The organism is Algibacter miyuki (genome assembly GCF_030409805.1).
Classification (GTDB): Bacteria; Bacteroidota; Bacteroidia; order Flavobacteriales; family Flavobacteriaceae; genus Algibacter; species Algibacter miyuki.
In genome coordinates this window covers 1-19,959 of sequence record NZ_JAUFQP010000007.1, presented here as the reverse complement: position 1 = coordinate 19,959, position 19,959 = coordinate 1, and the positions used below count along the sequence as shown (strand labels likewise).

Sequence of the window (19,959 nt, the reverse complement as noted above, 5' to 3'; positions counted from 1 at the left end):
AATCTAATTTATTTCATTTAGATTTATTTTTTTTCTAAATCCATAAAGTCCATTTTTTCGAATCGTTCCGTTTTCTATCGTTAGATATTGATTTGTCAAATCGTACAAATAATGTCCAACGTATAAAATTCCAATTATTAAATAACCATAATCAGACCAACGATTATTTTCGGCTTCCCATACATTAAATACTCCAAGTCCAATCCAAACTATTCCGAGGATTAAATTCGTAAGTAATCTTTTTTTTTTGAATTTTATTTTCATTTCTGCTGTTTGCTAACGGTTGGGTATAAACACGCAAGGCCCTTTGGTAGAGCACGAATTTAAGCGATTATTTTTATACTTTGTTGGGGTTTAGTGCATTTTTTCTGTTCATATTTTTATTCAAGTTATTTTGGATTATACCAACCACTAATGAAATTTTCAAAAATAAAATCTATAAAAAGTAAAATTATTACAATTGAAACAATGATTCCTAAAATTCGAAAGTATTTCTTGTTGCTTTCAGTCATTTTTTTTGTTTGTTATGATTCTCAATTTCAACATGTTGAATTTATGATTTAAAAGAATTACTTTATTCCGTTTTTCCGCGTCAACATTAATGTCTGGAAAGATTTGCAAAAATCGCATACTGCTTTTTCCCGTGGTTTTTAGTTTTTCCATTTCAGTTTTTTTATTCAGCTATTTTGCTCAAATTCCACGTACAAAAATTAAAATTTTGTTGGTTTTTGCTGCATTCAAGGTTCTAACGCAACAAACGTTGCTTTTTTTTGTTAGCTACTAAGCTACATTTTTAAGTTCAGAATCCATAATTTCTTTAGGCGTTTTATAGCCAATAATTTTACGCGGTCTATTGTTAAGTTTTTCTTGAATATTCATGAGTAATTTTTCATCAATTTGGTTAAAATCTGTTCCTTTAGGAAGGTACCTTCTAATGAGTCCATTAGTGTTTTCATTAGTACCTCTTTCCCATGAAGAATAGGGGTGTGCAAAGAAAATTTTCATACCAGTATTTTGAGTTATTTTTTCGTGTCTAGCCATTTCAATTCCGTTGTCGTAAGTCATAGATTTTTTAAAAATGTTGTTTAATTGATTTAGTTTATGAGAAAACATTTTAGCGACTTCATCCGCTTTTTTAGAGTCAAGTTTTATAATAATAGTATATCGAGCTTTACGTTCAACAATGGTTCCGATGGCACTTTTATGATTCTTACCGATGATTAAGTCGCCTTCCCAGTGCCCAATTTCAATTCTATCATCAATATGCTTAGGTCTGTTGTCTATACTGATTTGGTTGATTATTTTGCTACCAGTTCCACGTCTTTTTTTAGGCGGTCTCCGTCTTGTTTTTTTACGTACCAGTAGTTTGATTAGTTTTCTATTTAAACTGGCTTGAGGTCTTGTATAAATATGTTTGTAAATAGCTTCATGAGAGATAGACATAATAGGGTCATTAGGATAAAGTTCTTTAATTCTTCCAGAGATTTGTTCAGGCGTCCACTGAGATAAAAGTCCTTTATAGACAAAATGTTTTAAAGGTTTATGAGTGCTTATTTTGTCTAAATTTCTTTTGTTTAGGTAATCATCTTTAGCACACCAATGCGATAAATCTGCATCGTATTTATCATTGGGATTATCTACTAATTTGTTTATTTCTCTAGAGATTGTAGATCGTGCTCGGCCGAGCTGTTTAGCGATATAAGCTTTGGATCTATTTTCGTTTAAAAGGGTCTCTATTTGTACTCTTTCTTTAAGGGTAAGTCGTCTATGTTTTTTTACTTCCATTATAACAAATCTATTAATTTAGATTTGTTGCGTTAAGTTATTGAATGGAGGTTGGGCGGTTTCTAATTGGGTACAACGTTTATGTATAAGAATAGTTGCGTGTTTGTAACGTCTGATTTTCCGAAGGAAAATCAGACGTTACAAACACGCAACGACCTTTGATTAAGCACTAAATCGCAATTATTTTTATACGGTGTTGTGCATAGTTTTTTTTATTTTTCCGGTACAAATTTAAATGGTAAAAGGAATTTCACTTTAACTTTTTTATTTTTAGTCAATTCAGCAGGTTTCCAATCAGGTAATTTTGAAATTACATCATAGCAAGATTTGTCAATATGATTTTTAAATCCTTCTATAATTTCAATATCAACAACTTTACCTAACGTGTCAACAACAAATGTCGCTTTAACTTTTCCCTCAACCTTTTCAATAAATTCTTGTTTAAAAGTAAAGTTATTTTGAATAAATATCGTTAGAGAATCAAGTCCGCCAGGAAATTCAGGCATCTTCTTTAAACTCATAAAATTTATTTGTTCATCATTTTCGTCTAAAAGTTGGTATTCCAAGTTCAGCGAATTTTGAGATTCCACTTTTTTAAATTCCGTTTGAGTGATTTTATTTTCAGATTCAGAATTTTTTTCCGTTTCCGTTTTTTCCGAATTCTTACAAGAAATCAGAAGTAAAAAGGTCAATATAATTCCTATTAATCTATTCAATTTGTCGGTTTTCTTAAATTATGCACAACGTGTTTGTGTATGATTAGCGGCGTGTTTAAGCACCTAATTTAGCAAATAAAAACCGAATAGAAAATCCGCGAGGATTTTCGTAAGTAGGCGAGAACCAGCCATTAATTATACACGGTGTTAGCAAAAGTTTTTATTTCAGTTATTAATCCTTTCCAATAGCAATATTCTCCTCTTTCAGAAATGAAATTGCCTTTACTATCAATTATCACATAGCCTCCACAAGGATAGGGAATAGGGTAAAACGTCTTTTCAATCAGACTATTGATATCAGGTTGCCATTCAATTTTATTACCGAATCCATTTAATTCGTCATCTGATTTATATACAAACAATTGTTTTAAATTTTCTATTTTATCAAGTTTTCTACGATATTGATTATATTTTGATTTGAAATTTGATTTATATCCATCTGTACTGCATTTGTCATTTCCAGGATAATAGTTTATGAGAAATATGTCATTATTGCTAAACTCCTCATCTTTGTTTATATAAAATACATTTTTAATTGAGTCAAGTACCGTTAATTCGATTTTGCCTTTTTTGTATCTGGATACTTTTACATTTAAATATGTTGAGTCTAATTCAAATCTTAAATTATAGTCAAGGGGTTGTTCAAACTTTTTGTCAAACTCAGTTTTTGAGATATATTCAAAATTGTCATTAACATAAAGCTCTTTCTTTTGGCCAAATGAAATAAGATTGTAGAAGCAAATTAGTAAGATAGTTATAGTTATTCTCATTTTTCAAATTTTTGCTAACGGTCTAGTATAATAATATTTGCTGGTTTGCGTGCGAGGATTTTCCGAAGGAAAATCAGACGTAGCAAACGCGCAACGACCTTTGATTTATTACTAAACCGCAATTATTTTTATACATTGTTGTAAACAGTACTTTATTCATTTTTTTTATCCACTAACACTTTGAATCAGAAATTGACCAAGTTTAAATCCAAGTAAACCAATAAATATTCCAATAGCTATCCAATAAATTCTCTGCTTTTTGTCTGCTTCTACAATTTTGGTTTCTATTAGTTTTCCGTTTTCTTTCAGTTCGAGTTTAATTTCTCTTTTTCCAAACTGTTTATATTGCGATTCTAAAGTCAGGTTTTGTGAATTCAGATTTATATTATGAGTAATTCCAGAAAAAGAAAACTTTTTAGAAATTTGTTTTCCATTCAGCAAAATACTTTCAAATCCAAAAACAGAATTCAGAAATTCTATTTTATTTGTTTCAATATTAAATTCAACGTATTTCATTCGTTATGAGTTTTTTTCGGTATTGTTTACAACGTGTTTGTATAAAAAGAGTTGCGTGTTTGAGTGCGAGGATTTTCCGTAGGAAAATCAGAAGTAACAAACATGCAACGACCTTTAAGATAAACCTAAATTTAAGCAATTTTTTTTATGCGGTGTTAGCTTTTAGTGCTTTTTTTACGTTTCTATTCTATTTTTTAGTTGGCTTTTTAATTCCGTGTTTTATGTTTTATTCAGCTCGATTTTCATTCCGAAAACTTGTTCAAATTCCGCAATTTGCTTAATTCCGCTTTTCAATTCAGTTTTCAATTCCGCAAACGAGCTTAAAAGTCAGACGCCATTCAATTCAGAGTTGAGTGATTATTCAGCGTGTTTTTTAAAATTCAGCAAGATGTTTTTTCATTGTTTACTTTCTTAAAATTCAAAAAACAAACAAGCTTTTTTTAATTCCGCAAACTTGCTCGAGCATTAAAGCCAACGGTTACGTATAAGAATAGTGCGGTTTTGTGTGCGAGGATTTTCCGCAGGAAAATCAGAAGTAGCAAAAGTGTACTGTTCTTTGTTTAAGCACTAATCTACGCATTATTTTTATGCGATGTTATGTGCTGGCTTTTTTCTTTTCCAGTGATTTATTTATTATTTCAGTTATTTTTCCAATTCCGATTATTAAACTTCCTTCGCAGAATTTAAATTCCGTTCCTACTTCTAATTGTCCTTCATAATGATAAGTCGAATTCATTCCTATTTGAGCTAAAACTGTTTCTCCAGGATTTACTAAATCAGTTCCGATAAAGAATTGATGTCCAGATGTCAACATTTCAGTAAATTCAAACTCTAAGTGCGGACGATATCCAGAATTCGCAGGTGTTTTTCGTCCACCTTGTTCAGTCGTTCTATATTTTAATTCCGCAATAAAATCAAATTTACGGTTCATTTCGAGAATATTTTTTTATTAAAAAACCATTAAAAGTAAGTAAAAAAACACAAAAAATAATCGCACTTATTTCTTCATCATAGATGCTATAAATCAGAAAAAAACAACCAGCAATAAAAGTTATTTTCCAAGCGATTAAAACCATTTTCAAAAATGAAATGTTAGAATTTTGTTTCATTGACGTTGTTTTTTAGCTTGCACATAACGGTTTTGTGTATGATTAGTGGCGTGTTTAAGCACCTAATTTAGCAAATAAAAACCGAATAGAAAATCCGCGAGGATTTTCGTAAGTAGGCGAGAACCAGCCATTAATTATACACGGTGTTGCCCACAGTATTTATTTTTTCAGTTTTAATAATTCAGAATATGGATTTCCATTCAACCCTAATAATTTAGCAAAAGCAGGTTCCGTTTTTATTCCGTTAGATTTTAATTCTTTCACTTTTTGTTTAAATTCAGAACCTTTTTCCTTTAAAATTCTATTTTCAATAATCATATGCTGATAAGCATTTTGCTTTTCGGTCGGAATATTTTGTCCAAAAATCTCAAACAAAAAATTATCCGTTTTAAATTCCGCAATAGTTGAATCAATTCCATTTTGTTTTGTTGAATAAACTTTAAAGTCTTTTTTGTTAGAAAAATTTTCTGATAAATATGTTTTAAATTCAGAGTGATTTTGACATTCACAAATAATATCTAAATCACTTTCTGGTAAATCAATTCCGATTGGAATAGTTCCAGTCAAAATTGGGTTATATTTTTCGAGTTTCTCTAAAATCCCATATTTTTTTATTTCAGAAAAAGCAAGTTTTTGTCTTTCGTTTCCGAATTCTAAATATTCAATATTTCTAAAATTTTCAATCAATTCGCGATTTTTTTTATATTGTGGGCAACGGTTTTGTATATGATACGTTGCGTGGTTTAGCACGTAATTTAGCAAATAAAAACCGAATAGAAAATCCGCGAGGATTTTCGTAAGTAGGCTTTCACTAGCAATGGATTATATACGTTGTTAGCACCAGTACTTATTCAGATGTTGAACTTTTCAATGGGTTTTCATTATCAATTTTTTGTAAAGCATCTTTTGGTGTTATAAAATCAAGACATACACTCATAATCACAATTGAAAATAGTATAACTAAACCACTAATCATAAAATTTTCGTGTCGTTGGTGTATTAAAATGGTTATATAACAAATAAGAGCTAACAGAATTACAATCGAAATCTTTTCAAGTGGGTCAGATACATCGATTGTCCACACGCAAATATTTATAATCAAAAAAATTGCAATTGAAATGAGTAATCCAATATTATGAAATTTTTTATTAGTTATACTTGGCGTTGCTTTTAAATACTTACCAATATCAAGACCTTGATTGTCAACTAAGTCTTTTATTTCTTCTGGTGTTCCCTCAATATCTCCAATTCTCATAAATTCTTTTTTTGAGGGTGAATTAATTTTTCTACATCTTTTTTAACCTGTTCTATGCTCCATTCGGTCTTATTGTCGTCTTTTATAATTATAATTCGACCTTCTTCCATTATTAGGTTTGTTCCAGAAAATTTAAATCCAGCTAAGTTTCCGCCAAATGCGTGTTGATTTATTCTCTTTAGAGAGTCGGTTACAGAATTTTCCTTTTTACGAAATTCATCTTTTATTGGTGACGTTTTTTGGAATTTCAGTTCTACAATCGCTCCATCATTTGCAGGATAAATGATTGATTTGAAATTTATGTCTTTCCTGAGATAAGGCGAAATAAATCTCCGAAAGTTGTTCAAATACAATTGAATTGTTTCTTTGTTCATTGTTTTTTTCGTATTGGTGCTAACGTTGTTGTGTATGGTTAGTTGCGTGGTTAAGCAACTAAGTTAATAAACATTTACGAACCCGTGAAAATTCCGCAGGAATTTTCGCAAGTAAGGAAGAATGAAGCAATTAATTATACACGGTGTTGTAACCAGTTTTTCTTATTCAGTTTTGAATCAATATTATGGTAATCAAGTATGGCTAATCTTACCTGATTTTCATTCATTCCCTCAATCATTATTCCGTAATATAATTCCTCTGTATTTTCAGGTTCGTCGTAGGTTTGTTCGTGATTTTTATTTTTAAACCACCAAGTCATATACTTTAATCCGTCCCAATCCGATACGTTTTGATTGTTTTCATCCGTTCCATATTCATCGACAATCAATCCTATAAGTTTCTTTATATCGTCTGATTTGTAATTTCTAGAACGTAATTCAAGATGTTGTGCTTTTTCGTTAAATATTGAGATTTGATATTGGTCAAATATTTTCAGAAATTTTGACTTCAAATCATAGAGTAAGAAATTCCGATTATCATTAGATTCAGAAATGGAATCAGTTTTATATGCTGAATTTGCACTGAATAAGTCAATGTCAATTCCCAATAATTCCTTTATATTTCTGATTTTTCTCAAATTGGTTACAACGTGTTTGTGTATGATTTCGTTGCGTGTTTCAGCACTAAAGTTAGCAAATAAATCACAGATAGAAAGTCCGCGAGGACTTTCGTAAGTAGGCGAGTATTAGCAATGAATTATACACGGTGTTGTAGCACGTTTTTATTTATTTCATTCTCCAGTTTAATTAAAAATTGCTTTTCCAATAACTAAAATTACTACTACAATTAATATTATTCCAGCAGCTATAATTTGAAACCTCATATAGTTTGATATCGTATCCCAAAAAGAGTTTTTTTTCATTTCAATATTTTATTCTGATTTAATGTCATCTTCAGTTCCAAATTTTCCGTCAGAGCCAGCAGATGTGATTAAAAATCCGTTTCCATTATCTATAATCGTAAATTCATATTCTCGATTCCAAGCGTCTTTTTTCCAATCTTGTCTTAAAGGACTATTTCCGATTAATTCATTCAGTTCCGTTGGGTATTGTCCAAGATTTTCATTCCAATTTTCCATTCTGTCACTCATTTCAGTTATTTCCTTTTTTGTTTTTTCTGGAAAAACTGACGTTCTTTGATATGTAAAAAATAGAATAGCACTTAAACTTCCAACGACCAAAAAAGCAATTACCATTAATGCACTCGGTTGCATAAAATATTTTTGAATCGGTCTTTTAATTCCGTCTTCTTTTTCTTTTTTAGTTATTCGTTTTTGATGTTTATAATCTTCACGAATGAGTCCAAATTCAGCTAAAGTCGAAAGTATTAATTCTATCATTTAGTTCGTTTCTCAAATGTGCTACAACGTCTCGTATATGAAAAGTGGCGCTGAAAATAAGCGGTTTCTTTTCGGATAAACACAAGCCGAATTTTTAAATTTTACTATTTATCTTTTTTATTGGAAATCGTCAAATTTAAAAATTTGGCGACTTTCCAAAAATGCCCAAACCTTAGTGTTAGTAATGACTTGCGCTATTTTTTATATACATTGTTAGCCACAGTTATTTTACTTTCCATCCTTTTTCCGCAAATATATTTTTAGCATAATTATCAGGATTTACTTTAAACTCTAATTCCTCCTTTAACTTTAAGAGCTTTGTGTTTTCTGGCTCATAAATAAGACCTTTTTCACATATTTCTAAAGCTCTTAAATCATCTCTGTTATTATTTCTAATATTTATTGCGTACCCAAATGAAGTTATAGCATTTGAATGTATTTGAGTTTGAGATAACTTATCGCCGATGTAAAATGCTTTTTCAAAATATTCATTGGCTTGATTTGCTACCTTTTCTTTAGTTCTCTTATGATGGTAGTACGAAATATTTCTAGCCTTCATAGAATAGCCCTGTGCAAGCCCTAGGTAAATTCTTTGGTCTTCATTATTTATTTTTAATGCTCTTTCAAAATAGTCAATACTCGATTGTATTATTTCCTTTATTTTATCTCTATTACCGATACGACTTTTGTATTCGAGATATCCTAATTCTATTAAAGCTTCTAAAAATTGGTCATCTAATTCTATAGCTAATAAAAATGCTTTTTTTGTCTTTTCGTAAGATTCTTTATAAATACCACTGTCTTCAATTTTCCCTTTTATCAAATATAAGAAAGCAAACTTGCTATTTTTTTCAATTAATCTTTCAATAGTGGTTATTGCTGTGTCGTAGTCATAGTAAGCAACAGACAAAGCTTTTATGGCTTCTGTTGCTGCAACTTTCTCTTTATGATTTTTAGCTTGCGAACGATAAAATAGATTTACACTTTCAGAACTATCTGAATTAAATTTACTTTTTTCTTGAACAAAATTCTCATAATTACTTATAATATCTTGCTCGTTTTTTAGAACCAGATACTGTTTGGAATATATTTTGGCAAGGTGAGGAATAGAATAACCTATTTCTCCGCTTTCAGTTTTTTGTTTTAAACAAAGAGAAATTTTTGTCAGCTTTGGAATAGCTTGAAGGCCTATATCATCGCTTGAATATCCACTTATGTAAATCAAGTCGTCTATTGTTAAAAGTTCTTCTTTTTCTGAAAGTGAAAAAACAAATAACAATGCTTGTTCTATTTTAGATAGCTTGTCAATTGAACCTTTAAAACAAAATCTTAGAATATCTTCGTAAGCTTTACCATTCTTTAAATTTTCAAGGACTGTCTCAACAGGTGTACCTGTTGATAATTGATGAGAAATTAGCTGACCTGCTAAAGGCATACCTTTTGTATATTGGTATAACTGAGGTAAACTTTCTCCATATAAATTAGAAAAAGTATTTTCATCATTACCGCAAAACAATTTATATTGAGAATTTAAAAACTCAGGAAATTCTTCTTTTTCATCGAAACCATTTAGGTTAATTCTTGACATATAGAAATCCCCTAGAGTTTCTCTAGTTGTTAAAATAGCTTTGGAATTAATTGGGAAATGTTCAAGAAATGAAATTAAATCTTTATCGTTTAAAGTTTCAAGATTATCTACGATTAATAATACTTTGTTGTTTTTTAAGAAGTTTATTACAGTCTCTTCAATTTCATAATTTTCATTTTCATCTAAACCTAAGTCAACTACGAAATCATATATATCTTTGAGAAGTTCTGAATAATTAGCAATAAATTCACTTAGGTCTTTAATACCTTGTGGTGTGTATTTATTACGTTTAGAACTTGTCCAAATTATAAAATCAAAATTGTTTTTAAACTCGTCATTTTCAATAAGTCTTGTTGTGAAGTGGTGGACAAAAGTAGTTTTACCAATTCCACCAATTCCGTCAATTTGAATTAAACGATTATTTTTATTATTTAACTTATTATTTAAATCTGTTAAGTATTCTTTTCTACCAATAAATTCATTGTACATTATTGGTTGCGTACTAACATTTTCTATTACTTTGAAATTGTTACTTTTAAGCTTATAAAAAAGATTATCAGCTTTTATTGAGCGACTTCCTCTTCTACAGTATACATCTCCAGTTTTGAAGACTGCAATGTTTTTACTTTTTCCAGCTTTCCAAGAAGCTTTGTTATATTGTCCGTCTTTTTTAAATGGTATTATTGTTTTTGAGGGAAAAATATATAATATAAAAAAATAGGCACCTTCAATTTCAATAGTATTAGTTAAAAATTCAATTGCTCCATCTGCATAATTATCCAATATATTAGAAATATTTGCTTCGTCGGTATCGCTATCACTTCTGTCATCTAAACCAATCCATTCAAAATTGTTATTAACACCATAAATTAAATAACCTCCCTTAGAATTAGCAAATGCAAGTATATCTTTGGCAATTTCGATTTTTGACTTAGTATCAGATATAGTATATATTTCTTTATAGTCTAAATCCGTAGATTCAGTCTTAACTTCTAAATCTTTAATATCTTTAATTGTCTTCTTACTTACAAATTGTAATTTTTCGGTCATATTTTTTCTAATTGTGGCTAACGTGTTATATAATAACTTTTATCACTCATATCCCGTAAAATAATCAGGATATAGTAATATTGTTGTTACTGTTATTCTGTAAAGATAATTTTTTTATGGCATTATCTAAAGGGCTTTTTATTTGCTGTAAATCTTTTCTGGTAACATGCGTGTAAATCATAGTGGTTTCGGGTCTACTATGCCCTAATAATTCTTGAATATACCTAATATCAATACCTTGCTCAAGCATGTGTGTGGCATAGCTGTGTCTAAGCGTGTGCGGTGTTATTGTTTTTGTTATTCCGGCAGTCTTGGCGTTTCTTTTTAAAAATGCGCGTATAGATTCCGGGCTATAATGTCCGCCGTTCGGGTTTTCAATAAAATAAACTTTAGGTTTGTATGTGTTGTGATAGTTTTTTAATAAAGGAAATAAGCTTTCAGCAATTGTAGTGTAGCGATCTTTGCGTCCTTTAGCATTTTGGATATACAATTGTTTCCGCTTAAAATCAAAATCACTTAATTTAAGACTAATCAACTCTCCAATCCGTAAACCGGAACCATAGAGCATAGCGATTATAGTACGGTGCTTTAGATTTTTTGTGGCTTGTAAAAGCGAAAGTACTTCCTCAATACTTAAAACAATAGGTAGTTTTTTGTCCTTTTTAGGCATGTAAATTTTGTCTGTATTTATGGAACATGCTGGGTAGAAATGTGCAAAATGTTTAAGCCCACTAACCATTTGCCTGTGCGTACTAATGGCATAATTTAAAGTGCTTACAGCCCATTCGGTGTAGCGTCTTACATCGTTTTCATTAAGACTATCCAATGGTTTTTCTCCTGTAAAACGTAAAAACTCTAATATAAAGCCTCCGTATGTTGAAATGGTACTTGTGCTAAATCTTTTTCCTTTTAAGAACTCGAGAAACTGATGGTAAACAGTCGTTTTTTCGGGGTTTAATATTGCGAGTTTAGATTTGCTTGTTTTGTGAGGCACTAGGCTTGTTGTGGTGTCTTCTATAAGTGTTAAGTTGCCTTTTTGTAGATGTGCTTTAAAAGCTTCTAACCGTGCTTCATTGTACTCAAAATAGAAAGTACGATGCGTGTTGCTCCAGAATACGCCGTCAAATTTTTTAATATATTCTTTAACGTCAAAATTGTACCGAAATGTAATAGCAATACAACTTTTAGAATTATAAGTAAGAGGAGCTAATGTAATTGAAGTCATAGTGACTTAAAGTTACAACATTTTTCTGAAAGCAAAAAAGAAGCCCGATAACTTGTTATAGTTATCGGGCCTGATTTATGAATTAAAAAAAAGAATTAATCTTCTTTTTTATCTTCTCTTGGTTTTCTGTCATCACGACGGTTGTCACGACCTCTGTTGTCACGAGCACCTCTGTTATCACGTCCACCAGAACGTTTATCATCTCTTGGTGGTCTAGCAACATAACCTTCTGGTTTTGGTAAAATAGCTTTACGAGATACTTTCTCTTTGCGTGTTCTTGGATCTTGTCCAAAATACTTCACATCAAAAACATCACCCATATTAACTACATCCGATACATTTTCAGTACGTTCCCAAGCCAATTCACTTACGTGTAATAAAACTTCGTTTCCTGGTGCATCCATATACTCAACAACAGCACCAAAATCTAACATTTTGATTACTTTTACTTCATATACACTACCAACAGTTGGTTTAAATAATAAAGAATCGATTTTTGCCATAACAGCATCAATACCTTTAGAACCTACACCTAATATTTCAACAATACCTTCTTCAGTAACTGGATCTTCGTTAATAACGATAGTCGTCTCAGTTTCTTTTTGCATTTCTTGAATTACTTTTCCTCCAGGTCCAATTAAGGCACCAATAAATTCGTTTGGTACACGACGCGTTACCATAGTAGGCGCATGATCTTTAACGCTTTCTGCAGGTGCAGCAATAGTATCTGTAATTTTACCTAAGATATGTAAACGACCTTCGCGTGCTTGTTTTAGTGCATTTACTAAAATTTCGTAGCTTAATCCTTTAATTTTAATATCCATTTGGCAAGCAGTAATTCCTTCAGAAGTACCAGTTACTTTAAAATCCATATCTCCTAAGTGATCTTCATCACCTAAAATATCAGATAATACGGCGTAACGGTCACCATCAGAAATTAATCCCATAGCAATACCAGAAACTGGACGTTTCATTTTTACACCAGCATCCATTAATGCCATTGTACCAGCACAAACAGTTGCCATAGAAGACGAACCGTTAGATTCTAATACTTCAGATACAACACGTACAGTGTACGGACAATCTGAAGGAATCATTCCTTTTAAACCACGTTGTGCTAAGTTACCATGCCCAACTTCTCTACGAGATGTTCCTCTTAATGGTCTAGCTTCACCTGTACAAAAAGGAGGGAAGTTATAGTGTAAGTAGAAATTCTCCTCACCTTCGTAAGATGGCATATCTATTTTGTTAGCATCTCTAGATGTTCCTAAAGTTACTGTAGCTAAAGCTTGAGTTTCTCCACGAGAAAAGATAGAAGAACCGTGTGTAGAAGGTAAATAATCTACCTCACACCATATTGGTCTAATTTCGTCAGTCTTTCTTCCGTCTAAACGTAAACCTTCGCTTAATGTTAATTCACGTACCGCTTCTTTTTCCGCTTTGCTGTAGTATCCTCCAACAAGGTGTCCAAATTCTGCCATTTCTTCTTCTGTAAAAGACGCTTTAACTTCTTCTTTTACTTCAGCAAATGCAGCGCTACGTTCTGCTTTAGAAGTCCCCTTCTTTGCAATAGCGTAACATTTATCGTATGCTAATTCGTGTATTCTTTTTTGTAAATCTTCGTTAACTTCTGCAGTTGTGTATTCACGAACTTCTTTTTTACCAAAAGCTTCCGCTAAACGCAACTGTGCATCAATTTGTACTTTAATAGCTTCGTGAGCAAATTTGATAGCGTCTGCCATTTCTTCTTCAGAAATTTCATCCATCTCACCTTCAACCATCATTACAGAATCGGCAGAAGCACCAATCATCATCTCTAAGTCAGATTCTGCTAATTGTGCTCTAGTTGGGTTAATTACAAATTCACCATTAACACGTGCAACTCTAGCTTCAGAAATAGCACATTCGAAAGGTAAATCAGATAATTGAATTGCAGCACTCGCCGCTAATCCAGCCATAGCTTCTGGCATTACGTTTTCGTCATGAGACATTAATTGAATCATCACTTGAGTTTCTGCGTGGTAATCTTTTGGAAATAATGGACGTAAAACACGATCCACTAAACGCATCGTTAATACCTCACCGTCACTTGGTCTAGCTTCTCTCTTAAAGAAACCACCTGGGTAACGTCCTGCAGCAGCAAATTTTTCGCGATAATCTACCGTTAAAGGTAAAAAGTCAACATCACTTTGTTTGTAGTTCGAAACAACTGTACATAATAACATACATTTTCCCGATTGTACTACAACGCTACCATGAGCTTGTTTTGCTAATTTTCCGGTTTCGATAGAAATTTCTCTACCGTCCCCAAGGTCAATAACCTCTTTAAAAACTTTTGGAATCATAAATTTTTTCTTGCAATCTAGGCATACATTTGCCTAAATTATGTTAAACAATGGTCGCTGTGTTGTTGTGTGTAGTTGTTGTGTGTGCGACATTAAAAATGTCTATTGACCAATGAAAAACCTTTTGTCCCATCCCGAAACAATCAGGATCTTACGGGTATCTAGCTTCTTCTATTACGCTATTTTAAACTCTCACGCTTGAGTTGTATTCTTTGGGCGTTGCCTAAAGGCCGGGCTTTCCGCTATATCTTTTTTGCTTTTAATGGCAAAAAAGGATGCCGCATCAATCCCTAACGCAAAAACAAAAAAGAGGCCGTTAAGCCTCTTTTTAAAATTATTTTCTTAATCCTAATTCTTTTACTATAGCACGATATCTTAAGACATCTTTCTTAGTTAAGTAATCAAGTAAGCTTCTTCTTTTACCTACTAACATTACTAAAGAACGTTCAGTATTGTAATCTTTACGATTGTTTTTAAGGTGTGCAGTTAAGTGCTCAATTCTTTGGGTAAATAAAGCGATTTGCCCTTCTGCAGAACCTGTATCGTTTTTATCTTTCCCGTGTTTTGCAAACATTTCTTGTTTGGCTTCTTTTGATAAATACATTCTAATATTATTGTAAATGATTGTTATGTAATACGAAAGATTTTCTTTCGAGCCGCAAATATAGTTATTTTTCCAATAACTATATAGGTTCAACACAAATATTTAATGTATACCCATGGCATATACTTTTTTATTATATTTGTTTGAAAGTTAACCTGTTAATTATACGTCCCTATAGTTTATGGCTTATTTAAAATTAAACATTTTCAATGTATTGATATTCGTTGGTATGCTCGTTGGTATAGGCTTCGGAAGTTTTATTCTTAGGAAGAACAATACTAAACTGTCGCGCTTGTTGGCAGGATTTTTTTTGTCGCTCTGTATATCGATAATACAATTAGTATATCGTGATATGGGGTTAAATCGTGCTATTATAGAAATTCCACGATTGCCAACCGATATTTTGTTAGTAGCCTTTATTTTTGTTTTTGTAGAGCTCTACACCAAATATATTTATCGGAAATCTGTTTTGTATATCGCGTTTTCAGTCTTTTTAGCTGTATATACATTTAACCTCTGCTATCATTTTCAGGTTTTTTCAATGGCCTTAGAAACATATTTAGCAATAGACTTATTAATAGAGACTATAATCCCTGTGGTTAGTTTAGGATTAATGATTCCGATTTTTGTTAATGTTTATGGTGTTTTTAACAAGAACGAAAAAAACAGCGTTAACAGAGCTTCTAACGCGCGGTTTCAATGGCTTTTCAATCTCATTTACGGCGCTTTATTTTTAACGATACTTTGGGTTTTAAACGTTGTTTTTGCGCGTTTTGTTTTTAATGGCGATAATTTACCGAGCTATTACGTGTTATGGCTTAGCGCTACGGCTGCCTTAATTTGGTGGGCATATAGCGGTATTCCTATAGAGGTTTTACTAGATAAGGAATCAGAAGATCATAAGCCGTAAAGGTGCTTTTCTTTATAGAATTAAAAAGAAGACATAGTCTTAAAATAACAAATACCTTTAGGAAGGCAAAAAAAACACCTGCATTAGCCCTTTTGATGTAAAATGGCTTGGATGCTTGCTAATAAATGGCTTGGAGTAAATGGTTTAGTTAAGCAATGATGCAGGTCTAAATCAAGTAATTCAAAGGTGCTATCCGTTAAATCTTCATTACTTATTAATAAAAATGGAATGTCTTTAAGGGCGGGTTGTGCTATTAATAGTTCTCTCAACTCGAAACCATCAATAACAGGCATTCTTGTCGTACTTATAATTAAATCGAATTCAAATCTATTTAATTTCTCTAGTGCCGATTTTCCATTTGTAACATATACACAGTTGTAGAGCGGTGCTAAAAAAGCATCATAACATTGATTAAGTTCTAATACATGTTCGGCAATTAAAATGTTTGTTTTAGAGGCTAACCAAACTTTATTATTAAAATAATGACTGTTTTTTATTACATTTTTAGAAGGGCTAAATGGAATAATATTTTCTGTAGCTTGTCCGTTCTTTTTCTTAATGGGTAACGTAATGTTAAATTCTGCGCCTTCTTCTATAGAACTGTTTAAAGTGATATTGCCTTGCATTAATGCAACTAGAGCTTTAGCACTAAAAAGTGTAATGCCAATACCTTCAATATGTGAGCTGTTTTCTGAAGGATTAAATAGGTTGAAAACTTTAGCCTGGTCGTGTGCCGTTTGGTTCACATTAAAATTACTAAAGGTGATGCAAAGCATGTCGTTTTCATCGATTGAAACCTTGAATTCTATTTTAGAGTTTTCAAAAGAAAAGTTGATAGTATTAGTCAGTATGTGCGAAATGAGTTTGTCGGTCTTCGCTTTATCTATTTCTAATAAAAGCCTATTGGGGATGTTAGAATCAAGATGTAATGTTATGTTTTTCGAGTGAACTAAATCATTTGCTTTTAATAATTGATGATTTAAAAACTCATTAATATCGACCTCCTCTAAACGAATTTTTTTAGACGAGTCCGTCGTTTTTAAATAACTTACAATGTCGTTAATGTCTTGATTTATTTTGAATCCATTTTTTTCAACTGTTCCTATGTCTTGTAAAATAGCATCAGTTGAACGTTTTTCTTTAACTAGTTCTAAAGCTGCTAAAATTAAAGTGATGGGCGTTTTTATATCGAGCACTAAGTTTTCTATAAGCTTGTTTTTATCGGTGAGTCGCTTTATTTTGTTTTCTAAAGTGAGCTTGATAGTGTCAGTTTTGCGTTTTTGTAAAATAATAAAAGAGATTAACGCACAAAACGTAATGGCCGTACCTATAATGTAAAATATATCATCATTGTATTCCGGAGGCGTATTTACCGCAGTATGGCTTTTCGTATTTTGAAATAAGCTTATTAACAGTGTTGAAAGTTTCGATAGCAAACCAATGTCACCTGTAAGGGGTGGTGTGTATAATGTCATGTTTAATATTTGGAAGGTCTTAAAGGGATATATACGTTGTAGTTAGGGGTTTAGATGTGAAAAACACGTTCTGTTCGCTTAAATTTATGGAAATAAAGTTGGTTTTTTATAACTATTTAGATAAATTTTTAATGTTTTTATCATATTCAATAGCGTTAGAGTCTTTACTGTAGCGGAAAGTAAGAATAAGTAGATTTATTTTTAGGAGTGGAAAGTTTATTTAATTTTAGTGTTGTTTTTTTTGTAAAAAAATGTTTTCTTAAACTAGAAAGTAATATTGGAGTGCTTTTTATGTTAATACTAACAAAAAAATGAAAACAATTCCTGTATGCAGAATAAGGATTGAAGTGTGGTTTCTAAAACTAAGTTATTTGAATGTATTATTAATTTTGAAGTAGGAGAGATTACGGTATTTTAGCATAACCCAAATGGTGTGTGGATAAAATAGAACAGGAGAATTTTAAAAATGAACTTGCTCAAAGCGTTCTCAAGATAGAAGGTATAAAGAAGATTTTGGACAGGCGAGTTGCTTGGGAGATAAGTTTTAAGAAAAGATATGTCAAAATAAAAAAAGCGAGCCGTTGGGCTCGCTTTTTTTGTTTATGCTCTTAAAGGTTGATTTGTAATTAAATCAACATATTGATTGACTTTGTTTTTTAGATCTTTACGAAGTGTAATAAAATCTAGGAAACCGTGTTCTAGTAAAAACTCGGCTGTTTGGAAACCTTCAGGTAATTCTTTTCCTGTGGTATCGCGTACAATTCTAGGGCCTGCAAAACCAATTAAGGCTCCTGGCTCACTAATATTAATATCGCCTAGCATAGCAAACGATGCTGTTGTACCTCCTGTTGTTGGATCGGTACATAAAGAGATATAAGGTAAACCGGCATCGGCTAATTGCGCTAGTTTTACCGATGTTTTAGCAAGTTGCATAAGTGATAATGCTGCTTCCATCATTCGGGCTCCACCAGATTTAGAAATTACCATTAAAGGTAATTTGTTTTTTAAGGCGTAATCGGCTGCACGTGCAATTTTTTCTCCTACAACACTACCCATAGAACCTCCAATAAAAGCGAAATCCATACAAGCTACCACGATATCTTTTCCTTTAGATTTACCTACAGCACAGCGTACGGCATCTTTTAATTTGGTTTTTTCTTGAGCTGCTTTTAAGCGGTCTGGATATTTTTTAGTATCCTCGAATTTTAAAGGATCTTTAGAGTCTAGATTTTTATCGAGTTCTTTAAATTTATTATCATCAAAAAGAATTTCGAAATATTCTTTACTGCCTATTCTAACGTGGTATCCGTCTTCTGGACTTACGTAGAAGTTTTTTTCTAATTCTTCGGCATCTACAATTTTACCTGTTGGAGATTTATACCACAGCCCTTTTGGGGTGTCTTTTTTCTCTTCCGTTGTGGTTGTAATACCTTTTGTTTTTCTTTTAAACCAAGACATATATATGTGTTTTAAAGTTTAATGCTTTAATGTTAAGCCGTTAACTGCGTTAAGGATTGATGCGGCATCCTTTTTTATTTTGTTATTATGCGAAGCAATAATAGCGAAATTAAAAAGATACAGCGGAAAGCCTGACGGCAAAATTAAAGCTTTTTTTAATTTTGCGGTAACGCCAGGATGATTTTATTCCTTTTTATCCTTTAAAAGGTTAAGATAGTGCATTTTAAATAAAAAAAGGCCCCGCTTTAACGCAGAGCCTTGATGTATATGTGATAAAATAGCCTAAAATTATAGGGTATTTACGTTGTTTAAGTCTTCGAAAGCCTTTTTTAAACGGGCTACGAATGTTTTTTCACCTTCACGTAACCAAACTCTTGGATCGTAATATTTTTTGTTTGGAGAATCGTCACCATCAGGGTTACCTATTTGTGCTTTTAAATACTCAGATTTTCCGCCCATGTAATCACGAATACCTTCCATGAATGCATATTGTAAATCGGTATCGATGTTCATTTTAATTACACCGTAGCTAATGCCTTCTCTAATTTCTTCTACTGTAGATCCAGATCCACCGTGGAATACAAAGTCGATATGGTTTTCTTCAACACCATATTTTTTTGTAATGAATTCTTGAGAATTTTTTAAGATTTTCGGAGTTAATTTAACGTTACCTGGCTTGTAAACACCGTGTACGTTTCCAAAAGCTGCTGCAATAGTAAATTGTGGACTTACTTTGCTTAATTCTTCGTAAGCGTAAGCTACTTCTTCTGGTTGTGTGTATAGTTTAGAATCGTCTACATCAGAGTTATCTACACCATCTTCTTCACCACCTGTAATACCTAATTCTATTTCTAAAGTCATGCCCATTTTAGACATTCTTTCTAAATATGTTTTGCATATAGCGATGTTTTCTTCGATTGGCTCTTCAGAAAGGTCAATCATGTGAGAACTGAATAATGGTTTTCCAGTTTCTTTAAAGTGTACTTCACTAGCGTCTAATAAACCGTCGATCCAAGGTAATAATTTTTTAGCACAGTGATCTGTATGTAAAATTACTGGAACACCGTAAGCTTCGGCTAAAGTATGTACGTGTTTTGCACCTGCAACAGCACCTGCAATAGCGGCTTTTTGTCCGTCGTTGCTTAATCCTTTACCTGCGTTAAATTGTGCACCACCATTAGAAAATTGGATAATTACTGGAGCATTTAAATCTTTTGCAGTTTCTAAAACACCGTTGATAGTGTCCGAACCGATAACGTTTACTGCTGGTAAAGCATATCCGTTTTCTTTAGCATGATTAAATATTGCTTGTACTTCTTGTCCGGTTGCTACACCTGGTTTTATATTGTGTCCCATTTTATGTAATAATTTTAATTTAT

Annotated in this window: 19 protein-coding genes; 1 reads left to right on the top strand and 18 read right to left on the bottom strand. The window is 31.9% G+C overall.

The window, feature by feature from the left end:
* Positions 1–3: 3 nt before the first annotated feature.
* The 15 genes from QWY92_RS03120 to rpsO form a co-directional block, all read right to left on the bottom strand.
* Entirely contained in the window at positions 4–264 is a 261-nt protein-coding gene (locus tag QWY92_RS03120) for a hypothetical protein (RefSeq protein ID WP_290268462.1), read from the bottom strand.
* Positions 265–780: 516 nt separating this feature from the next.
* The gene (locus QWY92_RS03115) at positions 781–1,785 is read right to left on the bottom strand and encodes an IS30 family transposase (RefSeq protein WP_290268461.1); all 1,005 of its coding nucleotides are present in this window, start codon (positions 1,783–1,785) and stop codon (positions 781–783) included.
* A gap of 212 nt (positions 1,786–1,997) precedes the next feature.
* A complete protein-coding gene (locus QWY92_RS03110) occupies positions 1,998–2,501 on the bottom strand; it encodes an energy transducer TonB (RefSeq protein WP_290268460.1) in 504 nt (167 codons plus the stop codon).
* Between the two features lie 131 nt (positions 2,502–2,632).
* Positions 2,633–3,271 carry a hypothetical protein gene (locus tag QWY92_RS03105; protein ID WP_290268459.1) on the bottom strand — a complete coding sequence of 213 codons (639 nt, stop codon included), beginning with the start codon at positions 3,269–3,271 and terminating at the stop codon, positions 2,633–2,635.
* A gap of 165 nt (positions 3,272–3,436) precedes the next feature.
* Entirely contained in the window at positions 3,437–3,787 is a 351-nt protein-coding gene (locus tag QWY92_RS03100) for a hypothetical protein (RefSeq protein ID WP_290268458.1), read from the bottom strand.
* Between the two features lie 595 nt (positions 3,788–4,382).
* On the bottom strand, positions 4,383–4,718 hold the full coding sequence (locus tag QWY92_RS03095; RefSeq protein WP_290268457.1) for a hypothetical protein: 336 nt from the start codon (positions 4,716–4,718) through the stop codon (positions 4,383–4,385).
* 337 nt (positions 4,719–5,055) lie between these two features.
* Entirely contained in the window at positions 5,056–5,583 is a 528-nt protein-coding gene (locus QWY92_RS03090) for a DUF4269 domain-containing protein (protein ID WP_290268456.1), read from the bottom strand.
* A 160-nt stretch (positions 5,584–5,743) separates the two neighbouring features.
* Positions 5,744–6,151, bottom strand: a complete 408-nt coding sequence (locus tag QWY92_RS03085) for a hypothetical protein (RefSeq protein WP_290268455.1) — start codon at positions 6,149–6,151, stop codon at positions 5,744–5,746.
* Complete coding sequence (locus QWY92_RS03080) at positions 6,148–6,525, bottom strand: hypothetical protein (protein WP_290268454.1); 378 nt, start codon at positions 6,523–6,525, stop codon at positions 6,148–6,150. The genes QWY92_RS03085 and QWY92_RS03080 overlap by 4 nt, the downstream gene beginning before the upstream one ends.
* 134 nt (positions 6,526–6,659) lie before the next feature.
* The gene (locus tag QWY92_RS03075; RefSeq protein WP_290268453.1) at positions 6,660–7,037 is read right to left on the bottom strand and encodes a hypothetical protein; all 378 of its coding nucleotides are present in this window, start codon (positions 7,035–7,037) and stop codon (positions 6,660–6,662) included.
* A gap of 420 nt (positions 7,038–7,457) precedes the next feature.
* The gene (locus QWY92_RS03070; protein WP_290268452.1) at positions 7,458–7,925 is read right to left on the bottom strand and encodes a type II secretion system protein GspG; all 468 of its coding nucleotides are present in this window, start codon (positions 7,923–7,925) and stop codon (positions 7,458–7,460) included.
* Between the two features lie 223 nt (positions 7,926–8,148).
* Positions 8,149–10,563 (bottom strand): RNA-binding domain-containing protein, encoded by a 2,415-nt coding sequence (locus QWY92_RS03065; protein WP_290268451.1) that lies wholly within the window; start codon positions 10,561–10,563, stop codon positions 8,149–8,151.
* 64 nt (positions 10,564–10,627) lie between these two features.
* Positions 10,628–11,788, bottom strand: coding sequence for a site-specific tyrosine recombinase/integron integrase (gene xerA, locus QWY92_RS03060; RefSeq protein ID WP_290268450.1), 1,161 nt, complete (start codon positions 11,786–11,788; stop codon positions 10,628–10,630).
* Between the two features lie 95 nt (positions 11,789–11,883).
* Positions 11,884–14,133, bottom strand: a complete 2,250-nt coding sequence (locus tag QWY92_RS03055; protein ID WP_290268449.1) for a polyribonucleotide nucleotidyltransferase — start codon at positions 14,131–14,133, stop codon at positions 11,884–11,886.
* Between the two features lie 334 nt (positions 14,134–14,467).
* A complete protein-coding gene (rpsO, locus tag QWY92_RS03050; protein WP_057780575.1) occupies positions 14,468–14,737 on the bottom strand; it encodes a 30S ribosomal protein S15 in 270 nt (89 codons plus the stop codon).
* A gap of 181 nt (positions 14,738–14,918) precedes the next feature.
* On the opposite strand from rpsO, the gene QWY92_RS03045 reads away from it, so the two are divergent.
* Positions 14,919–15,647 (top strand): hypothetical protein, encoded by a 729-nt coding sequence (locus QWY92_RS03045; RefSeq protein ID WP_290268448.1) that lies wholly within the window; start codon positions 14,919–14,921, stop codon positions 15,645–15,647.
* 83 nt (positions 15,648–15,730) lie between these two features.
* Here QWY92_RS03045 and QWY92_RS03040 read toward each other — a convergent pair whose 3' ends face one another.
* The 3 genes from QWY92_RS03040 to fbaA all read right to left on the bottom strand — a co-directional run bounded on the left by QWY92_RS03040 (position 15,731) and on the right by fbaA (position 19,936).
* Entirely contained in the window at positions 15,731–17,122 is a 1,392-nt protein-coding gene (locus QWY92_RS03040; protein ID WP_290268447.1) for a hybrid sensor histidine kinase/response regulator, read from the bottom strand.
* A gap of 600 nt (positions 17,123–17,722) precedes the next feature.
* Positions 17,723–18,580 (bottom strand): acetyl-CoA carboxylase, carboxyltransferase subunit beta, encoded by an 858-nt coding sequence (gene accD, locus QWY92_RS03035; RefSeq protein WP_290268446.1) that lies wholly within the window; start codon positions 18,578–18,580, stop codon positions 17,723–17,725.
* A 288-nt stretch (positions 18,581–18,868) separates the two neighbouring features.
* Positions 18,869–19,936: a class II fructose-bisphosphate aldolase gene (gene fbaA, locus QWY92_RS03030; RefSeq protein WP_290269967.1), complete on the bottom strand. Its 1,068-nt coding sequence runs from the start codon at positions 19,934–19,936 to the stop codon at positions 18,869–18,871.
* Positions 19,937–19,959 lie beyond the last annotated feature (23 nt).